Origin of the sequence: Pseudomonas sp. NLJ1, assembly GCF_049486705.1 — a bacterium.
In the GTDB taxonomy this organism is placed as follows: Bacteria; Pseudomonadota; Gammaproteobacteria; order Pseudomonadales; family Pseudomonadaceae; genus Aquipseudomonas; species Aquipseudomonas inefficax.
The window spans coordinates 201,768-220,170 of record NZ_CP137735.1; the positions used below are offsets into that span (position 1 = coordinate 201,768).

General features: G+C 65.5%; 12 protein-coding genes. 8 read left to right on the plus strand and 4 right to left on the minus strand.

Annotation, left to right across the window (positions count from 1 at the left end):
- Positions 1–62 precede the first annotated feature (62 nt).
- Together R9B85_RS00935 and R9B85_RS00940 are read left to right on the plus strand one after the other, a co-directional pair.
- Positions 63–536, plus strand: a complete 474-nt coding sequence (locus tag R9B85_RS00935; RefSeq protein ID WP_423770730.1) for a VOC family protein — start codon at positions 63–65, stop codon at positions 534–536.
- A gap of 56 nt (positions 537–592) precedes the next feature.
- On the plus strand, positions 593–1,774 hold the full coding sequence (locus tag R9B85_RS00940) for a hypothetical protein (protein ID WP_423770731.1): 1,182 nt from the start codon (positions 593–595) through the stop codon (positions 1,772–1,774).
- Positions 1,775–1,953: 179 nt separating this feature from the next.
- Here R9B85_RS00940 and ilvA read toward each other — a convergent pair whose 3' ends face one another.
- Both ilvA and R9B85_RS00950 read right to left on the minus strand, forming a co-directional pair.
- On the minus strand, positions 1,954–3,513 hold the full coding sequence (gene ilvA / locus R9B85_RS00945) for a threonine ammonia-lyase, biosynthetic (RefSeq protein WP_112252495.1): 1,560 nt from the start codon (positions 3,511–3,513) through the stop codon (positions 1,954–1,956).
- Positions 3,514–3,693: 180 nt separating this feature from the next.
- A complete protein-coding gene (locus R9B85_RS00950) occupies positions 3,694–4,125 on the minus strand; it encodes a PACE efflux transporter (protein ID WP_003259966.1) in 432 nt (143 codons plus the stop codon).
- Between the two features lie 193 nt (positions 4,126–4,318).
- Between R9B85_RS00950 and nrfB the strand changes: the two genes are divergently transcribed.
- From nrfB to R9B85_RS00970, 4 genes are all read left to right on the plus strand, one after another.
- The gene (nrfB, locus tag R9B85_RS00955) at positions 4,319–6,493 is read left to right on the plus strand and encodes a cyclic di-3',5'-guanylate-activated glycosyltransferase NrfB (RefSeq protein WP_112252496.1); all 2,175 of its coding nucleotides are present in this window, start codon (positions 4,319–4,321) and stop codon (positions 6,491–6,493) included.
- The gene (locus R9B85_RS00960) at positions 6,490–9,495 is read left to right on the plus strand and encodes a phage receptor (RefSeq protein ID WP_423770732.1); all 3,006 of its coding nucleotides are present in this window, start codon (positions 6,490–6,492) and stop codon (positions 9,493–9,495) included. Before nrfB ends, R9B85_RS00960 begins: the two co-directional genes overlap by 4 nt.
- Complete coding sequence (locus tag R9B85_RS00965) at positions 9,495–10,334, plus strand: DUF4434 family protein (RefSeq protein ID WP_207878503.1); 840 nt, start codon at positions 9,495–9,497, stop codon at positions 10,332–10,334. Before R9B85_RS00960 ends, R9B85_RS00965 begins: the two co-directional genes overlap by 1 nt.
- A 141-nt stretch (positions 10,335–10,475) precedes the next feature.
- Positions 10,476–11,567, plus strand: coding sequence for a diguanylate cyclase domain-containing protein (locus tag R9B85_RS00970; RefSeq protein WP_423770733.1), 1,092 nt, complete (start codon positions 10,476–10,478; stop codon positions 11,565–11,567).
- A 206-nt stretch (positions 11,568–11,773) separates the two neighbouring features.
- Here R9B85_RS00970 and R9B85_RS00975 read toward each other — a convergent pair whose 3' ends face one another.
- Together R9B85_RS00975 and R9B85_RS00980 are read right to left on the minus strand one after the other, a co-directional pair.
- On the minus strand, positions 11,774–13,072 hold the full coding sequence (locus R9B85_RS00975) for an ATP-binding protein (RefSeq protein WP_112252500.1): 1,299 nt from the start codon (positions 13,070–13,072) through the stop codon (positions 11,774–11,776).
- A 6-nt stretch (positions 13,073–13,078) separates the two neighbouring features.
- Positions 13,079–13,780, minus strand: coding sequence for a response regulator transcription factor (locus R9B85_RS00980; RefSeq protein ID WP_112252501.1), 702 nt, complete (start codon positions 13,778–13,780; stop codon positions 13,079–13,081).
- 271 nt (positions 13,781–14,051) lie between these two features.
- On the opposite strand from R9B85_RS00980, the gene R9B85_RS00985 reads away from it, so the two are divergent.
- Together R9B85_RS00985 and R9B85_RS00990 are read left to right on the plus strand one after the other, a co-directional pair.
- A complete protein-coding gene (locus R9B85_RS00985; protein WP_112252502.1) occupies positions 14,052–15,227 on the plus strand; it encodes an efflux RND transporter periplasmic adaptor subunit in 1,176 nt (391 codons plus the stop codon).
- Positions 15,228–15,238: 11 nt separating this feature from the next.
- A complete protein-coding gene (locus R9B85_RS00990; RefSeq protein ID WP_112252503.1) occupies positions 15,239–18,367 on the plus strand; it encodes an efflux RND transporter permease subunit in 3,129 nt (1,042 codons plus the stop codon).
- Positions 18,368–18,403 lie beyond the last annotated feature (36 nt).

An 18,403-nucleotide genomic window follows, 5' to 3' on the forward strand; every position in this document is an offset into this window, starting at 1 on the left:
CCGCGCAAACGACTCTAAGCAACAGGGCGCCAACCGGCGCCCACTTCCAAGGAGAGTCGAACATGGCAGCCAAACCCATCCCCGAAGGCCAGCACAGCATCACGCCCTACCTGGCCATCAACGACGCCGCCAAAGCTATCGAGTTCTACAAGAAGGCCTTCTCCGCCGTCGAGATGTTCCGCCTCGATGCCCCGGGCGGCCGCGTCGGCCATGCCGAGCTGAAGATCGGCGACTCGTCGCTGATGCTGGGCGACCCTTGCGACATGGAGGGCGGCCTCACCGCCAGCCAGAAGCTCAACGGCGCAGGCGTAGGACTGCACCTGTATGTCGAGGACTGCGACAAGGTCTATGCCCAGGCCCTGGCGGCCGGCGCCACCCAACTGCATGCGGTGACGGACCAGTTCTACGGCGACCGCAGCGGCACCCTGAAAGACCCGTTCGGCAACATCTGGTTCGTTTCCACCCACAAGGAGGACCTGCCCCCCGACGAAATTCGCGCCCGCGCGGCGAAGATGTTCGGTGGCACTGCCCAGTAAGTTGAAAGCGGCGCGACTTTGCTTGAAGCTTGGGGCTCGTAGCTGGGAGCTGCTTCATGCGAATCATCGACAAAACCGCCGCACAGGTCCGTAGCCTGACCCCTGCAGAAGAGGAGCTGCTGGTCGGCTTTGCCACCGGCAGCCTCGCCGGCCAGCGCCTGCTGCAGGCCAACCAGTTACTGATGAAGGTGCGCAACGCCAACCAGTGGCTGGCCTGCGACTGCCGCAACGATGCCTTGCCGGTGCTCAATGTCACCCTCAACGGCAACACCGGCACGCTGTTTCTCAAGAACAACCCGGGTACCGCCGAACATGCGCTCTGCTGCCCGTTCACCAAGGACGAGCGGGAAGCGGCCGAGCGCGAGAACGACCCCGCGCCACCTGCTGCCTGGCTACCGCCCGACACACCGTTGCGCCTGATCGGCGATTTCCGCAGCGGCACCGCTGGTGCCGGTGGTGATGGCAGCGAGCGGCGCGACCAACAGCGCCTGCTGTCATTGTTGCTGACCTGGATCGAGACCAGCGGCCTGAACCTGTATGCCACGCACCTGAAAAAGGACCTGACCGGGCAGTTTGCCGAGTTGCGCAGCGTGGCCAGCCGCTATCCGCTGCTGGAACGGGTGCCCGCCAGCAACTACCTGGAAACCCGCCTGGACATGAAGCACATGATGATGCTCAAGTCCCGCCTGCGCGAAGCCACGGTGTTCGGCAACCACCGCCGGCACGGCCTGCTGCTGGACTGCGTAGACCAGATAAAAGGGCGCAAGCTGTTCAACAACCGCAGTGAAGACGGCTTCGACTTCCAGGGGCACCACCTGTATTGGGGTGGCAACCGCACCGCCGGGCCATTGCTGGCCTTGGCACTGTACTCGCCGACCAGTGCCGGCAGCCATTTCTACGAGTTGATCCATGTGGCCAGCGTTCCGGTGCTGTCCCGCGCTCATCTGTTCCCGGTGTATCGCGATGAAGAACGCGAACCGCTCAAGGCCCTGGTATCGCTGGTCGACTGGATGGCCGGCAAAGGCGTGAAAGTGCAGATGCGCCGCCCGGTGATTGGCGGCCAGGTGATGGATGAACTGGTAATGACCTCGGACCAGGACCGGGTGTTGTCGGTATCGTTGCTGGAACAGCCAATCGGGCCCGAACCGGATACCGAGAATTTCAAGCGCTACGCCGACTTCAAGAGCCTGGAAACCTTCCGCAAATTCGTTGCCGGCTTCTTCATGCGTGAGCGCTGAGCACCATCTACCGGCACACACAAAACCTTGTGGGAGCGGCTTTAGCCGCGAAGAAGCCAACGCGGTGCATGGCACCGGCTGCGCCGGTGTTCGCGGCTAAAGCCGCTCCCACAGGGTCCCTGCTAATTCAATGAGTTTGTGCAGTTCTGCGAGAGCGGCCTAATCATGAAGTTTGCGTATCAACCCAGGAACAGCTTGTACGCCGGGTTGTCGGTCTCATCCCAGTAACGGTACCCCATCTCCTCCAGCGCCAGCGGCAACCCCGCCAACTCATCCCCCGGTACTTCCAGCGCCGCAAATACCCGTGCCTCCGCCGCACCATGGTTGCGGTAATGGAACAGGCTGATATTCCAGCGCTTGCCCAGCCGCTCCAGAAAGCCCAGCAAAGCCCCCGGGCGCTCGGGGAATTCGAAGCGCAGCACCCGCTCGTCAGCCCCGGGCGCGGCATGGCCGCCAACGGTATGGCGCACATGCAGCTTGGCCAGTTCGTTGTCGGTCAGGTCCAGTACGCTGTAGCCCTGCTCGCGCAGGCTGGCCAACAACTGGTCGCGTGGGTCGTGCAGCGGGTGTGTCTGCACCCCAACGAACAGCCGCGCCTCCTTGCCAGGGTAATAGCGGTAGTTGAACTCGGTGATCTGCCGCTTGCCCAGGGCCTGGCAGAAGGCGCGGAAGCTGCCCGGTTGTTCCGGGATGGTGACTGCGATGATCGCCTCGCGCTGCTCGCCCAGTTCGGCACGCTCGGCCACATGGCGCAGGCGGTCGAAATTGACATTGGCCCCGGAGTCGATGGCCACCAGGGTCTGCCCCTGCACGCCGTCGCGCGCCACGTACTTCTTGATCCCCGCCACGGCCAGGGCGCCGGACGGCTCGGTGATCGAGCGGGTGTCGTCATAGATGTCCTTGATCGCCGCGCACAGCTCGTCGCTGCTCACGGTCACCACTTCGTCAACGAAGTGCCGGCACAGCTCGAAGCAATGGGCGCCGATCTGCGCCACCGCCACACCATCGGCGAAGGTGCCGACCTGCGGCAGGATCACCCGCTCACCGGCTACCATGGCAGCCTGCAGGCAGTTGGAGTCCTCTGGCTCGACACCGATCACCTTCACCTCAGGGCGCAGGTACTTCACATAGGCGGCAATGCCAGCGATCAACCCACCGCCACCCACCGGCACGAAGATGGCATCCAGCGCACCCGGGCGCTGGCGAAGGATCTCCATGGCCACGGTGCCCTGCCCGGCGATCACATCCGGGTCGTCGAACGGTGGCACGAAGGTCGCACCTTCGCTTTCGGCCAGTTTCAGCGCGTGGGCCAGGGCATGGGGGAAACTCTCGCCGTGCAGCACTACATGGCCACCGCGCGAACGTACTCCTTCCACCTTCAGCGACGGCGTGGTGGTAGGCATGACGATGGTGGCCTTCATGCCCAGGTGCGATGCCGCCAGGGCCACACCCTGGGCATGGTTGCCTGCGGAGGCGGTGATCACCCCGCGCTCGCGCTGCAGGTTGCTCAGGCGTGACAGGCGGGTGTACGCACCGCGGATCTTGAACGAGAAGGTAGGCTGCAGGTCTTCGCGCTTGAGCAGCACCTGGTTGCCCAGGCTGGCGGACAACGCAGGCGCAGCTTGCAAGGGCGTTTCGATGGCCAGGTCGTATACCGGGGCGGCAAGAATGCGACGCACCTGCTCCGACAGCAGTTGCTGGGGGGTGACGGTAGAACGAGGGCTGACGAAGCTGGTCATCGATGACTCCTTGGCTGTATTCACGTTGCCCAGGAGTCAGAGAGAAGAAACCCGCCTCCAGGGCGGGTTCGGTGCACGTACGCGCTAGCCCGCCAAGCTGATAATGGCGGTAATAATAATGGCGTTGACGTGCTGGAAAGTATTCATGGGTAGCAACTTAGCCGCTAGTGCGGCACAAAGTCAACACTTCGCCTGCTGCGCCGAAAGCGGCACATCGAACACCTTGTCGAAGCCCCACTGGAAGACGAACGCGTAAACGAAGAAGAACACGAACAACGCCAGGTTGGTCAGCAACGCCGCCCACAGGCTGACGTCCAGCCAGTACGCCACCAGCGGCAGCAGGATCAGCACCAGCCCGCCCTCGAAGCCCAGCGCATGCAGCAGGCGCCGCAGGAACGTGCGCTCACGCCGGTGCTGGCGCGCTTCCCAGCGTTCGAACACCCAGTTGTAGGCCATGTTCCAGCTCATCGCGATGCCCGACATCAGCACCGACAGCACGGTCGACTGCGCCATGCCGGCACCGAACGCCAGCTCCAGCGCGGGCGCCACGCAGGCGACAGCGATGGCTTCGTAAAGAATGGCCTGGACGATCTTGCGTGCCTTGCCTTGCATGTTCAGCTCCCTGGGTAAACGACCTGTAAAGCTACAAGAAGTGGCCCACAAGAAAAAGCCTGAAATTTGGACAACCCCGCGTTCGGCTGCTTGTATCTATCCAGTACAAACGGCGACAAGTCGTACAACTTCGTCCAGGGAATCGAACGAGGATATAGACGATGGCCCACCCCTTCCTGCCGGTGACCGCCACATGAGCCTGGCATTCATCGATTTTCTCACCTATGTGCTGTTCGGCCTGAAGATCCTGGCGATCGCGTTGGCCTCGCTGATGTTCCTGCTGGGCCTGGATGACCTGTTCATCGACCTGTGCTACTGGGGCCGCAAGCTGATCCGGCGCTTTCGCATCTACGACAAGTACGAAAAAGCCGACGAGAAACGCCTGTTCGAGGTACCGGAGAAACCCCTGGCGATCATGGTCCCGGCCTGGAACGAAGTGGGCGTGGTCGGTGAGATGGCCCGCCTGGCAGCTTCGACCATCGACTACGAGAACTACCAGATCTTCGTCGGCACCTACCCCAACGACCCACAAACCCAGGCCGACGTCGACGCGGTGTGCCTGCACTACCCCAACGTGCACAAGGTGGTCTGCGCGCGCCCCGGCCCCACCAGCAAGGCCGACTGCCTGAACAACATCATCGACGCGCTGCTGCGCTTCCAGCAGGACGCCGGCATCCAGTTCGCAGGCTTCATCCTGCACGATGCCGAAGACGTGATCTCGCCCATGGAATTGCGCCTGTTCAACTACCTGCTGCCGAACAAGGACATGATCCAGATCCCGGTGTACCCCTACGCACCGGAATGGAAAGGCTTCACGGCAGGCCACTATGTCGACGAATTCGCCGAAAACCACGGCAAGGACGTGATCGTGCGCGAGGCCCTGACCGGCCAGGTGCCCAGCGCCGGGGTCGGCACCTGCTTCAGCCGCCGCGCCATCAGCGCGCTGCTCGAGGACGGCGACGGCATCGCCTTCGACGTACAGAGCCTCACCGAAGACTACGACATCGGTTTCCGCCTGAAACAGAAGGGCATGAAGTGCATTTTCGCGCGCTACTCCATCACCGACCCGGCACTGACCCTGAAGCAGGAGTGGCGCCCAGGCATGAGCCGCGAATTTTCCCAGGTGATCTGCGTGCGCGAGCATTTCCCGCGCGACTGGCAGCATGCCATCCGGCAGAAATCGCGATGGATCGTGGGCATCGTGTTCCAGGGCACCAGCAACCTCGGCTGGAGCCGCAAGGGCGCACTCAACTACTTCCTCTGGCGTGACCGCCGCGGCCTGTTCGCCTACCTGCTGAGTTTCCTGGTCAACCTGTTGCTGCTGGTATTGCTGGCCATGTGGCTGGTCACGGTGATTGCGCCAGAGTCGTGGCGCTTCATGTCTATCCTCAGTGACAGCTGGTTGCTGACCACCTTGCTGTGGCTGAATGGGCTGATGCTGTTCAACCGCCTGTTCCAGCGCGCCTGGTTCGTCACCCGCTTCTATGGCATCGGCGAAGGGCTGCTGTCGGCACCGCGGATGATGTGGAGCAACTTCGTCAACTTCTTCGCCAACCTGCGTGCGCTGCGCCAGGTCATGGAAATGGGTGACTCGCGGCGCGTAGCCTGGGACAAGACCACGCACGAATTCCCCGCCATCGCCGCCCCCGCCCGCACACCGCTGGGCCAGCGTCTGGTGGCCAAGGGCCTGATCAGCGACGAACAGCTGCAACAGGCGATCACCAGCCCGGTACGCCGGCGCCTGGGCCGCGAGCTGCTGCTGCGCGGCTGGCTGAACAGCGAACAGCTGGTCGCCACCCTGGCCGAGCAACTGGACCTGCCCTGGGCACCATTGAACCCGTTCAAGCTCGACCCGCAGCTGATCGCCAAACTGCCGCGCAAGCTGGCGACGCACTATGGCGTACTGCCGGTGGGCGAAGACGGCGACACGCTGGTCCTGGCCAGCGAAAGCCCGGTCAGCCAGGTGTCGCTGGGGGTAATCAGCCGCCACCTGAAGCGCCCGGTCAGCGCCCGCCTGGCGCCCCAGGGCCGGGTGACCCTGGGCCTGCGCTACCACTACCCAAGCCCCTGGCAGAAGCCGGAAACCCGCGAGATGCTGGCCATCCTCGAACGCCATCAGGACGACGAAGCGCTGCTGGAACGGGTCAGCCACCACCAGGTAATGCTCGGTGCCCTGCTGCAGGTGCGCGGCATGGTCCCGGTCACCCTGTTCAACCAGGCGCTGATCGATTTCGATCCGGAACACCAGAGCCTTGGCGAGCACCTGATTGCCCGCGGCATCATTACCGAGCAGGTGCTGCAGCAGGCCCTGATCGAACAGGCCAGCGAACAGCAGGCCGCCTTTGACCTGATCCGGGAGGTGGCATGAAGCCGCGCTTTTCCCTCACTTTCACTGGCCTGTTGTTGTGCTCCGCCGCCCTGCCCTGCGCCGCTTCGGCACCGATGACCGACTTTCAGCGGTTCACCAGCTACCCGTTCCTGGAACGCAGCTACCGCGAAGCGAAGAAGGACAACTGGGCCGAGGTCGAACGCCTGACCCGCCACGTGCTGGGCCGGGTGCCGAACAACGACGAAGCCCGTGCGCTGCTGGTGGAGGCACTGGCTCACCAGCGCCGCTATAAAGAAGCCGAAGCCGTTGCCGAACAGTTGGGCGACAGCCCCGAATACGCCAACGCCCTGCTTGAACTGCGCCTGGCCTGGATCGAACAGGACCCGCCGCCGGCCAGCCAGGTGGAACAATGGCTGGCCAGCAGCGACGGCACTCACCGGGTGCGCCTGTGGCAGGCCTACAGCCTGAGCCTGGCCAAGTTCGGCGGCGCCGCCAAGGCGCTGGACTGGCTCAACCAGCTGCCGCCAAAGGGCGATGGCCAAGTGCTGCGCCTGGCCCGGGCCAACTTCGCCGAACAGCTGCGCAACTGGAAGGAAACCATCGAACAGCTGCAGCCCCTGGCCGACCAAGGCCAACTGCCTGCGCAAGACTGGCAGCGCCTGGCCAATGCCTACATCCAGCAGGTGGATGAACAAGGGCTGAACGCGCTGCTGCCCAGCGCCCCGTCCCCCGAAGCGGCCAACCAGGCTCGCTTGGCCATGGCCAACCGCGCCATCGCCGTCGGCCACAATCAACAGGCAAAGCGTTGGCTGCAAGCACTGCCGGATGAGCAGTTGAACCAGCCCGACCAGCGCCAGCAACTGTTGGAACTGGCCCGCCAAGGCGACGACGCGCCGCTGGTACAGCGCCTGAGCAACGAACTGCAACGGCCCTGCCTGGAAACCGTCGACTGGCTGTCGCGTCGCGACCCAGAGCTGGCGCGCGAGCAGTTCAAAGGCTGCACCGCCAGCACCGACCCCAGGGCCTACGCCGTGCTCAAGCAACGCCTGTACGGCGACCCGCCCCAGCCGCCGCAACCGCGAACCGCTGCCGAATGGGAGCAACGCTATCGGCAGAGCGGCGATATGGCCGCACTGGAGCAAGCCACCTTCCTGCTGACGCAACAGGGCCATGGCGAACACGCCCGGCAACTGCTGGAGCAGGCCTACGACCGCCACCAGGGCCGCCTTGCACCGTCGCTGCTGCAGCGCCTTGGCAACCTCTATGCGCATAACGACGGGCCGCTGGACAGCCGCCGCATGCTCGGCCTGATGCCCCGCGTCGATGCCGGTACTCGTGCCCAGCTGCTCGGCCGCCTGGCCGAGGCTGGCCAATGCGATGCCGTGCGCCAGGCCGTACCGGCCACCCCGAGCGAGCCTGGCCAGTACCGCGCCCTGAGCCGTTGCGCCATGCCCGACCAGCCAGGCGCAGCGGTGGTCTACTACCAGGCCGCCGAGCGCCTGGGCGACAGCGGCAGTCGCTTGCCCCTGGCCTATGCCCTGGAAGCCGCAGGCGACTCCGAAGCGGCCCTGCCCATCTGGCGCACCCAGCCGGACAGCGCCTGGACCGACAACGCCCGCCTCACCGCCGCCCGTGGCGCGCTGAACGCTGGCGACGCACAAGCAGCCCGGCGCTACTGGGACGCCGCCGCGCACGACAGCGCCGACGACTGGGCCCTCGGTGCTGCCATCGCCCAGCGCCAAGGCGATTACCAGGCGGCGCTGGGCTTCCAGCGCCAGGCCCTGGCGCACAACCCGCGGGCCGACCATTACTATGCCGCCTCCAGCACCGCGCAACTGGCTGGCGACAGCGCCCAGAGCAGCGCCTGGCTGGCCGAAGCCGTGCGCCTGGCCCCCGACCAGCCACGCTACCGCGCCGACTACGGCATGCGCCTGGCCGGCTCGACGGACAAGGCCCAGCGCCGCCAATCGATCCCCTACCTGGAGCGCGCCACCCGCGACTTCCCCGAGGACTACCGCCTCGGCGAAACCCTGGCCCTGCGCTACGACGAAGCTGAAGACAGCGCTTCGGCGCGCCGCGAACTGCGCCGCATTCTCGATGTGGAGCAGGACCTGGTCGACGGCGACGACGAATACGGCAGCCTGGAGGCTCGCAAGTACCGCCAGCGCCGCGCCCACGAAACACTGTCACGGCGCGACACCATCACCCTGGCCAGCACCTGGTCGCCGGCCGGCACCTCGACCAACGACAAGTTCCTCGACAATGGCCAGCGCACCGGCACTTCGCGCCGCGCGCAATCGCAGAACGTGCAACTGGCCATGTGGGACCATGCCCTGGGCGAAGAGCCCAGCCGCAACGGCAGCACCCTGTCGGTTTATGGCCGCGTGCTGTTCGGTGGCCAAAGCCGCACCGACTATGCGCAAAGCATGGGTACGGGCGTCGGCCTGCGCTACAAGCCATTCGGCCAGGCCAACCTCAACCTGTATGCCGAGCTGTACCACCAGCGCCAGATCGACGAGGAACACTACCGCGGGCTGAGCCTGGGCCAGCTGCTGAGCCCGGCCAAGGTCGGCGGCAACTGGGGCGACCTGCGTCACCACGCCGAATCGAGCAACGACCTGCTGTTGCGTGCCACCGCCTCGTTCCTCGACCAGGGCGACTGGCGCAACGACTGGCGGGTCGATGAAGACGACTGGAACGAGCGCTTCCTCTACCTCGACGCCGCCTGGTGGACCCGTGCCGGCGACCACGCCTGGCTGTCGCGCTACCAGCAGGGCCACGCCTGGAAACTGCCGGGCAGCTCGCCGCAAACCATCATGCCTTATGGCTTTGTCGAGTTTTCCAGCCAGGACCCGAGCAACGACTGGCGCCAGGACGCCCGGGCCGGGGTTGGTGTGCGCTGGCAATGGTGGTTCGATGACGACCGCTACAACGCCTACCGCGGTTCGCTGAAAGTGCGTGCCGAGTACCAGCAGTCGCTGGGCGGCAATCTATACGAGCGCGCCAACGGCGTGCTGGTCGGTGCGGAGATGACCTTCTGATGCGTACGTTCCTGGCCCTCTGCCTGCTTGCCCTGTGCCTGCCAGCCAGCGCCGACCAGCGCCTGTTCTACCAACCCCTGAACCGCGACGCCAATGTCACCCCCGCCCAGTGGCAGCAACTGTGGCGCGCCACCGTGGCCCAGGGCGGCAAGACCCTGATCGTGCAGTGGAGCGCCTACGGCGACAGCGATTTCGGTGGTGCCCAGGGCTGGCTGGCCGACAGCCTGCGCAGCGCGCGTGCCCAGGGCCTGCAACTGGTGCTGGGGCTGTACATGGACCCGGCCTATTACCAACGTCTCGACGAACTGGATGGTGAAGGCCTGAACAGTTACTGGAAGGCGCAGTTGGGGCGCTCGCTCAGCCAGTACCGGCAACTGCGCCAGGCGTGGCAGTTGCCGGTGGACGGCTGGTACCTGCCCCTGGAACTGGACGATCATCATTTTCGCGAGACCGAGCGCCGTGATGCCCTGAACAGCCAGCTGCAGGCCTTCAACCGGCAACTGGACAAGCCTTTGCATATCAGCGCTTTCAGCGCCGGAAAACTTTCACCGCGGGCCAATGCCGCATGGCTGGATCAACTGGCCGGGTTGGGCTTGACTGTGTGGTGGCAGGATGGCACCGGGACCGGGCGCTTGCCCGCGTTGGTGCGCCAGGGCTACGAGCAGGCCTTGCCGTGCCGGGTGGGCGTGGTGCGCGAGGCGTTCCGCCAGGTGAGCGCGCCAGGGCAGGCGTTTCGGGCCGAGCCTGCCCAGCCGAAGCTGGGCGGCGGGTGCCATGCCGAGGCGGTGTTCGACCTGCGTTACCGGCCTTGGGCCCTGGGTGTTCTGCCCAAGAATTGAGTCTCCAGTACCGACCTCTTCGCGGGTAAACCCGCTCCCACAGGTCCCCCACAGGGTTGAAAATCTGTGCGGTCTCTGTGGGAGCGGGCGAGCCCGCGAAGAGGCCGGGCCTGGTCATGCAGTACTCCCAGGAGCCCCCCGATGTTCAAGACCATCGAAGCCCACGTGCGCAAGCAGGTCGCCCCCGCCGCCCTGCGCGCCGAATTCCGCCAGCACGAATTCGAGGCCATGCGCCCGTTCTGCCTGCTGGTATTCTGCCTCAGCATCCTGATCTGGCTGGTCTTCGACCTGATCGTCAGCTTCCTCGGCGGCCAGGGTATCACCTGGCTGTCCGGCCTGTTCATCGCCCTGCTCGGCAGCCTCACCGTGGTGCTGCGGTTCACCCGGCGCAGCCATCACTTCGATGTGCTCAACCTGCTGTTCATCACCGCCATCACCTTGGGCATGCGACTGGTGATCGAAGGCATTCCGGTAGCCCTGCGCCCGGTGTGGCTGGTGCTCGGGGTCTCCACCGTGCTGTATGCCGTGTCGGTGCTACCGGTGCGGCGCTGGTCGTTCTTCTGCGCCATGGCCATCACCTGGGTGGTGCTCAATCCGTTCTACCACACCCGTATCGGGCCGGATGAACTCGAAGGCGCCATGCTGATCAGCTATGCGGTATTCCTCAGCGGCCTGGTCATCTACAGCTACCTGCAGATGCGCAAGGCCAAGCTGCACAACTTCTACCTGTCCAAGGTGCTGCTGGACCAGGCCTATGTCGATGCCCTGACCGAAATTCCCAACCGCCGCTCGTTCATGGCCCAGGCCGACCGCCAACTGCGCCTGGCCACCGCCGATCAGTACCTGGCGATGATCGACATCGACAACTTCAAACGGGTGAATGACCGTTTCGGCCATGACGTGGGCGATGAAGTGCTCAAGCGCGTGGCCCTGCATATCAAGGCGAGCATGGCCGATTACACGTTTGCCCGCCTGGGCGGTGAGGAATTCGCGATCTTTTTCCAGGGGCTGGACCAGCAAGGCGCCGAGCAACGGGTGGCGGCGCTGTGCCAACGGGTGCGCGAAGACGTTGGCGAGCACCCGGTGACTGTCAGCATCGGCCTGGCCCGGGTGGGCCAGGGCGACAGGCTGACCACGGCGCTGGTGCGTGCCGACCAGGCGTTGTACGCGGCCAAGCACAGTGGCAAGGACCGGTTTGTGCTGTGGTCAGCCCGGCTGGCAGACCAGGGTTAGCAGGCCCGGCCTCTTCGCGGGCTCGCCCGCTCCCACAAGTGCTCCACAGTGTTTGAAATCTGTGCGGTCCCTGTGGAGGACCAGGGTTAGCAGGCCCGGCCCTTTCGCGGGTAAACCCGCTCCCACAGGTTCTCTACAGTGTTTGAAATCTGTGCGGTCCTTGTGGGAGCGGGTTTACCCGCGAAGAGGCCGGCACAGGCAATCCATCAACCGGCAGGCAAACGAATGCGGAACTGCGCCCCACCCAGCGCTGACTGCGCCACGGTCAAGGTCCCACCTTGCCCCTCGATCGCCCGCCGACTGATCGCCAGGCCCAGGCCAAACCCGCCGGTATTGCGGTCACGGCTACGGTCCAGGCGGTAGAACGGCTGGAAAATCCGCTCGCGCTCCTCCACCGGAATACCGATCCCGTCATCCTCCACTGTCAACAGGCAGGCGCCATCGTCCTCCAGGCGCAAGCGCAGCAACAGGCTCTCGTCGCAGTAACGCATGGCATTGCGCACCAGGTTCTGCACCGCCCGTGCCGTCAGCCGTGGGTCCAGTACAAAACGCGGCAAGTCTCCCTCGGCGCGCACCTCCCACTGGATACCCCGGCCATCGAGTTCCTCGGCAAAGCCGCCGAGCACGCTATCGACCAGCTCCAGCAACGACACCTCGACCCGCTCGCGTGCCTGGTCGGCGTTGTACAACCGGCTGTAGGACAACAGCTCCAGCACCAGCTCATCCAGCTCACGCACATGCCCCACCAGCTCCAGCAAGCGCTTGCGGCTGGCCGGCGGTACCTCGTCGAACAGCAGCACCAGGCCGAAATCCAGGCGGGTCAGCGGCGTGCGCAACTCGTGCGACACCGCATTGAGCAGCTCGCGCTGCTGGTTGACATGGCGCTCCAGGTCACTGGCCATGGTGTCGAACACCCCGGCCAGCTCACCGATGTTGGAGTGCGGCGAGATGTGCGTACGCTCAGACATCTGCCCCTGGCCAAGGCGCCGGGCGGTTTCCTTCAGGCGCTCCAGGTCGCGCCAGTGCGGCCAAACCCACAGCAGCAGGCAACCGAGCATGGCTGCACCGATCAGTACGGTCACGCCCCACGACAGCACGTTGATATCCAGCGGGTCTGGTGGTGAATGCAGGCGCACCAGCCATTCCCCGTCCAGCGGCGCCAGCACGGTCTCGTAGTAGCCCCATTCGGCGATGCGCACGGCGTACAGGCCATGCTCCAGGCGCGCCTGCTCGTCCTCGCTCAGGTCGGCCTGGTCCATGCGCAGCAGCTGCAGTTCCAGCGGCGCGAAATCACTGGCCAGCTCTTGCTCCACCGCCGGCCACTGCTCGCGCGGGGCCTGGCGGAACTGGCGCACGATCAGCGACTGCACGCCCTTGGCCTGGTCCAGGTTGTAGGCCATGAAGCGGTCCTGGAACAGGCCGACGATGGTGTCGGGGATGAACAACAGCGCACCGGCATAGGCAACGATGATCACCAGGTACAGCCGCACCAGAATCTTCAGCATGGCCGGTCAGCACTCCCACTCGACGCGGCTGAACAGGTAGCCCTTGCCCCACACGGTCTTGATCTTGCGCGCTTCGCCGGCGTTATCGTCGAACTTGCGCCGCAGCTTGGAGATGGCCACATCCACCGAGCGGTCGGTACCGTTGAATTCGATACCGCGCAGTTGCTGCAGGATGCGGTCGCGGTTCAGCACCTCGCCGGCATTGCGCGCCAGTACCACCAGCAGGTTGTACTCGCCGCTGGACAGCTCCACCTCATCGCCGCGCCAGCTCACGGTGCGCTCGGCCAGGTCGATGCGCAGGCCACCGATCAGGATCAGGTCGTTGTCCAGGCGCGGCTCGTTGACGCTGCTGCGGCGCAGCAAGGTGCGCACGCGGGCCAGCAGCACACGCGGCTCGCAGGGTTTGGTCACGTAGTCGTCGGCGCCCATTTCCAGGCCCAGGACCTGGTCGTGGCTGTCGTCGCGGGCAGTCAGCATCAGGATTGGCAGGCTCTGCGACTCCTGGCGCAGCAGGCGGCACAGCTGCAGGCCATCGATGCCCGGCAGCATCAGGTCAAGGATGACAAGGTCGGGCTTTTGCCGGCGGTACTCGTCCAGCACATGATCGCCACGGGCGATCACCTGGACATGGAAGTCGTTGCGTTGCAGGTAGCTGGCGATCAGCTCGGACAGGGCGCTGTCGTCTTCGACCAGGAAAATATTCGGCATAGGCGCTTGGAAGTCTGGGTTGTGGTAGGCCTTGCCGGCCTCTTCGCGGGTAAACCCGCTCCCACAGGGACTGCACAGGTTCCAGATGCTGTGCGGTCCCTGTGGGAGCGGGTTTACCCGCGAAGAGGTCGGTACAGGTATACGCAGAATATAGAACCCTACAGATCGAAAGGATTGTTCTTAACACTTTTTCACACTCGTCCTACAGGTATTAACAGCCACCCAAGGAACGCCTGCCGTAGCATACCGGGGTCATCATCGGAAGATCCGTATGCCTACTACCCTCCCCCCACGCCTGCGCCCATTGGCGCTTCTGGCGTTCCTGGGCCTATCCCTGGCCGGCTGCGACGACAGCGCCGAACAGGAAGAACAGGCCCCCACCCCGCAAGTGCGGGTGGAAACCCTGCAATTGCAGCCACTGGCCATCAGCAGTGAGCTCAGCGGCCGCATCCTGGCGCCGCGCACCGCCGAAGTGCGCGCGCGGGTCGCGGGCGTGGTGCTCAAGCGGGTGTATCGTGAAGGCAGCGACGTCAGGCAGGGCGATGTGCTGTTCCTGATCGACCCGGCACCGTTCAAGGCCGACCATGACAGCGCCCGCGCCACCTTGGCCAAGGCCGAGGCCACCTTGTACCAGGCGCGCCTGCAGGAACAGCGCTACCGCGAGCTGGTCGACGACAAGGCCGTCAGCCGCCAGGAATACGACAACGCCAAGGCCAGCTACCTGCAGGCCGATGCCGCAGTGGCCGAGGCCAGGGCCGCGCTGGAGCGCGCCCGGCTCAACCTCGGCTACGCCACCGTGACCGCGCCGATTTCCGGCCGTATCGGCCGCGCCCAAGTCACCGAAGGTGCGCTGGTCGGGCAGAACGAGACCACGCCACTGGCGACCATCCAGCAGCTGGACCCGATCCACGCCGATGTCACCCAGTCGACCCGCGAGCTCAACGCCCTGCGCCGCGCCCTGCGTGCCGGCGAGCTGCAGCAGGTCGGCGACGGCCAGGCCCGGGCCACGCTGATCCAGGACGATGGCAGCACCTACCCGCTGCCAGGCAAACTGCTGTTCTCCGACATCAGCGTCGACCCCAGCACCAACCAGATCACCCTGCGCAGCGAGTTCCCCAACCCGGACCTCGACCTGCTGCCCGGCAGCTACGTGCGCGTACGCCTGGAACAGGCCGTGCAACCCAAGGGCCTGAGCGTGCCGCAGCGTGCCATCCTGCGCGACAGCGCCGGCGTACCCAAGGTGCTGGTGGTCGATGCGCAGGCCCGGGTCAGCGACCGCCAGGTGGTCCTGGGCAGCGCCCAGGGCGACCGCTGGATCGTCAGCGAAGGCCTGGCCCCCGGCGAACGGGTGGTGGTCGAGGGCCTGCAACACGTCAAGGCCGGTGACCAGGTGCAGGTCGACAACGCACCAGGGGCATCGCCCATCGCACAGCACACTGGCCAGTGAGGGCCTGATTCATGCCGCAATTCTTCATCGACCGCCCGGTATTCGCCTGGGTGGTCGCCCTGTTCATCCTGCTGGCCGGTGCCCTGGCGATCCCGCAGCTGCCGGTGGCCCAGTACCCCAACGTGGCCCCGCCGCAGGTGGAAATCTACGCCGTGTACCCGGGCGCTTCGGCGGCGACCATGGACGAGAGCGTGGTCAGCCTGATCGAGCAGGAGCTCAACGGCGCCGACAACCTGCTGTACTTCGAATCGCAGAGCAGCCTGGGCAGCGCCACCATCACCGCCACCTTCGCCCCGGGTACCAACCCGGACCTGGCCCAGGTCGATGTGCAGAACCGCCTGAAGGTGGTCGAGTCGCGCCTGCCGCGCCCGGTGACCCAGCAAGGCCTGCAGGTGGAAAAGGTCTCCACCGGCTTCCTGCTGCTGGCCACCCTCACCTCCGAAGACGGCAAGCTCGACGAAACCGCCCTGTCGGACATCCTCGCCCGCAACGTGATGGACGAAATCCGCCGCCTCAAGGGCGTCGGCAAGGCCCAGCTGTACGGTTCGGAGCGCGCCATGCGCATCTGGATCGACCCGCGCAAGCTGATCGGCTTCAACCTAACGCCCAACGATGTGGCTGAGGCCATCGCCGCGCAGAACGCCCAGGTGGCGCCCGGCAGCATTGGTGACCTGCCCAGCCGTGGCACCCAGGAAATCACCGCCAACGTGGTGGTCAAGGGCCAACTGAGCACCCCCGAGGAGTTCGCCGGGATAGTCCTGCGCGCCAACCCGGACGGTTCCACGGTGACCATCGGCGATGTGGCACGGGTCGAGATCGGTGCCCAGGAATACCAATACGGCACGCGCCTGAACGGCAAGCCGGCCACCGCCTTCAGCGTGCAGCTGTCGCCGGGCGCCAACGCCATGGAAACCGCCACCCTGGTGCGGGCGAAGATGCAGGAGCTGGCGCGCTACTTCCCCGAAGGCGTCAAGTACGACATCCCCTACGACACCTCGCCATTCGTCAAGGTGTCGATCGAGCAGGTCATCAACACCCTGTTCGAAGCCATGCTGCTGGTGTTCGCGGTGATGTTCCTGTTCCTGCAGAACCTGCGCTACACCCTGATCCCGACCCTGGTGGTACCGGTGGCCCTGATGGGCACCTTCGCCGTGATGCTGGCCATGGGCTTCTCGGTCAACGTGCTGACCCTGTTCGGCATGGTGCTGGCCATCGGCATCCTGGTCGACGATGCCATCGTGGTGGTGGAAAACGTCGAGCGGATCATGGCCGAGGAAGGCCTGCCGCCCAAGGAGGCCACGCGCAAGGCCATGGGCCAGATCAGCGGCGCGATCGTCGGTATTACCCTGGTGCTGGTGGCGGTATTCTTGCCCATGGCCTTCATGCAAGGCTCGGTAGGGGTGATCTACCAGCAGTTCTCGCTGTCGATGGCAGTGTCGATCCTGTTCTCGGCGTTCCTGGCCCTCAGCCTGACCCCGGCGCTATGCGCCACCCTGCTCAAGCCGGTAGCCAAGGGCGAGCACCACGAACGCAAGGGCTTCTTCGGCTGGTTCAACCGCCGCTTCGAAGGCATGAGCAACAGCTACCAGCGCTGGGTCGTGCAGGCGCTCAAGCGCAGCGGCCGCTACCTGCTGGTATATGCGGTGCTGCTGGCGGTGCTGGGCTACGGCTTCAGCCAACTGCCCACCGCGTTCCTGCCCACCGAAGACCAGGGCTACACCATCACCGACATCCAGCTGCCGCCCGGGGCCAGCCGCATGCGCACCGAACAGGTGGCGGCACAGATCGAGGCGCACAACGCCGAAGAGCCGGGCGTGGGTAACACCACCTTGATCCTGGGTTTCAGCTTCTCGGGCAGCGGGCAGAACGCGGCGCTGGCCTTTACCACGCTCAAGGACTGGTCCGAACGCGGCGCCGACGACAGCGCCCAGTCGATCGCCGACCGCGCGACCATGGCTTTCACCCAGCTCAAGGACGCCGTGGCCTACGCCGTGCTGCCACCGCCGATCGACGGCCTTGGCGAGTCGACCGGCTTCGAGTTCCGCCTGCAGGACCGCGGCGGCATGGGCCACGCCGAGCTTATGGCCGCGCGCGACGAACTGCTGGCCAACGCCGGCAAGAGCAAGGTGCTGACCAACGTGCGCGAAGCTTCGCTGGCGGAAAGCCCGCAGGTGCAGCTGGAAATCGACCGCCGCCAGGCCAATGCCCTGGGCGTATCGTTTGCCGATATCGGCTCTGTGCTGGACGTGGCCGTGGGCTCCAGCTACGTCAACGACTTCCCCAACCAGGGCCGCATGCAGCGGGTGGTGGTGCAGGCCGAAGGCGACCAGCGCAGCCAGGTCGAAGACCTGCTGAAGATCCACGTGCGCAACGACAGCGGCAAGATGGTGCCGCTGGGCGCCTTCGTCCAGGCCAGGTGGGTCAGCGGCCCGGTGCAGCTGACCCGCTACAACGGCTACCCGGCGGTGTCGATCTCGGGCGAGCCGGCGGCCGGCTACAGTTCGGGCGAAGCCATGGCCGAAATCGAACGCCTGGTGGCCCAGCTGCCGGCCGGCGCCGGCCTGGAATGGACTGGCCTGTCGCTGCAGGAGCGGCTGTCCGGCAGCCAGGCTCCGATGCTGATGGCGCTGTCATTGCTGGTGGTGTTCCTGTGCCTGGCAGCGCTGTACGAAAGCTGGTCGATCCCCACCGCAGTACTGCTGGTAGTACCGCTGGGCGTGCTCGGTGCGGTGCTGGCGGTGACCCTGCGCGGCATGCCCAACGACGTGTTCTTCAAGGTCGGCCTGATCACCCTGATCGGCCTGTCGGCGAAGAATGCCATTCTGATCATCGAGTTCGCCAAGAGCCTGGTCGACCAGGGCGTCGATGCCGCGGACGCTGCCGTGCAGGCTGCGCGCCTGCGCTTGCGGCCGATCGTGATGACCTCGCTGGCGTTCATCCTGGGCGTGGTACCGCTGGCCATTGCCAGCGGCGCCAGTTCGGCCAGCCAGCAGGCAATCGGCACCGGGGTGATCGGCGGCATGCTCAGCGCCACCCTGGCGGTGGTGTTCGTGCCGGTGTTCTTCGTGGTGGTGATGCGCCTTGCAGGGCGGCGCCAGGCGGGTAATGCCGACACGCAGGCCGTGACCAGCGACAGCTGACTGGACAAGCCCCGCGTGAAATGGGAGGGTTCCCGG

What these genes read in the sequence shown, in the direction of transcription:
- R9B85_RS00935 (WP_423770730.1), top strand. Translation starts at nt 63, where the DNA reads ATGGCAGCCAAACCCATCCCCGAAGGCCAGCACAGCATCACGCCCTAC.
- R9B85_RS00940 (WP_423770731.1), top strand. Translation starts at nt 593, where the DNA reads ATGCGAATCATCGACAAAACCGCCGCACAGGTCCGTAGCCTGACCCCT.
- ilvA (WP_112252495.1), bottom strand. Translation starts at nt 3,513, where the DNA reads ATGACCAGCTTCGTCAGCCCTCGTTCTACCGTCACCCCCCAGCAACTG.
- R9B85_RS00950 (WP_003259966.1), bottom strand. Translation starts at nt 4,125, where the DNA reads ATGCAAGGCAAGGCACGCAAGATCGTCCAGGCCATTCTTTACGAAGCC.
- nrfB (WP_112252496.1), top strand. Translation starts at nt 4,319, where the DNA reads ATGAGCCTGGCATTCATCGATTTTCTCACCTATGTGCTGTTCGGCCTG.
- R9B85_RS00960 (WP_423770732.1), top strand. Translation starts at nt 6,490, where the DNA reads ATGAAGCCGCGCTTTTCCCTCACTTTCACTGGCCTGTTGTTGTGCTCC.
- R9B85_RS00965 (WP_207878503.1), top strand. Translation starts at nt 9,495, where the DNA reads ATGCGTACGTTCCTGGCCCTCTGCCTGCTTGCCCTGTGCCTGCCAGCC.
- R9B85_RS00970 (WP_423770733.1), top strand. Translation starts at nt 10,476, where the DNA reads ATGTTCAAGACCATCGAAGCCCACGTGCGCAAGCAGGTCGCCCCCGCC.
- R9B85_RS00975 (WP_112252500.1), bottom strand. Translation starts at nt 13,072, where the DNA reads ATGCTGAAGATTCTGGTGCGGCTGTACCTGGTGATCATCGTTGCCTAT.
- R9B85_RS00980 (WP_112252501.1), bottom strand. Translation starts at nt 13,780, where the DNA reads ATGCCGAATATTTTCCTGGTCGAAGACGACAGCGCCCTGTCCGAGCTG.
- R9B85_RS00985 (WP_112252502.1), top strand. Translation starts at nt 14,052, where the DNA reads ATGCCTACTACCCTCCCCCCACGCCTGCGCCCATTGGCGCTTCTGGCG.
- R9B85_RS00990 (WP_112252503.1), top strand. Translation starts at nt 15,239, where the DNA reads ATGCCGCAATTCTTCATCGACCGCCCGGTATTCGCCTGGGTGGTCGCC.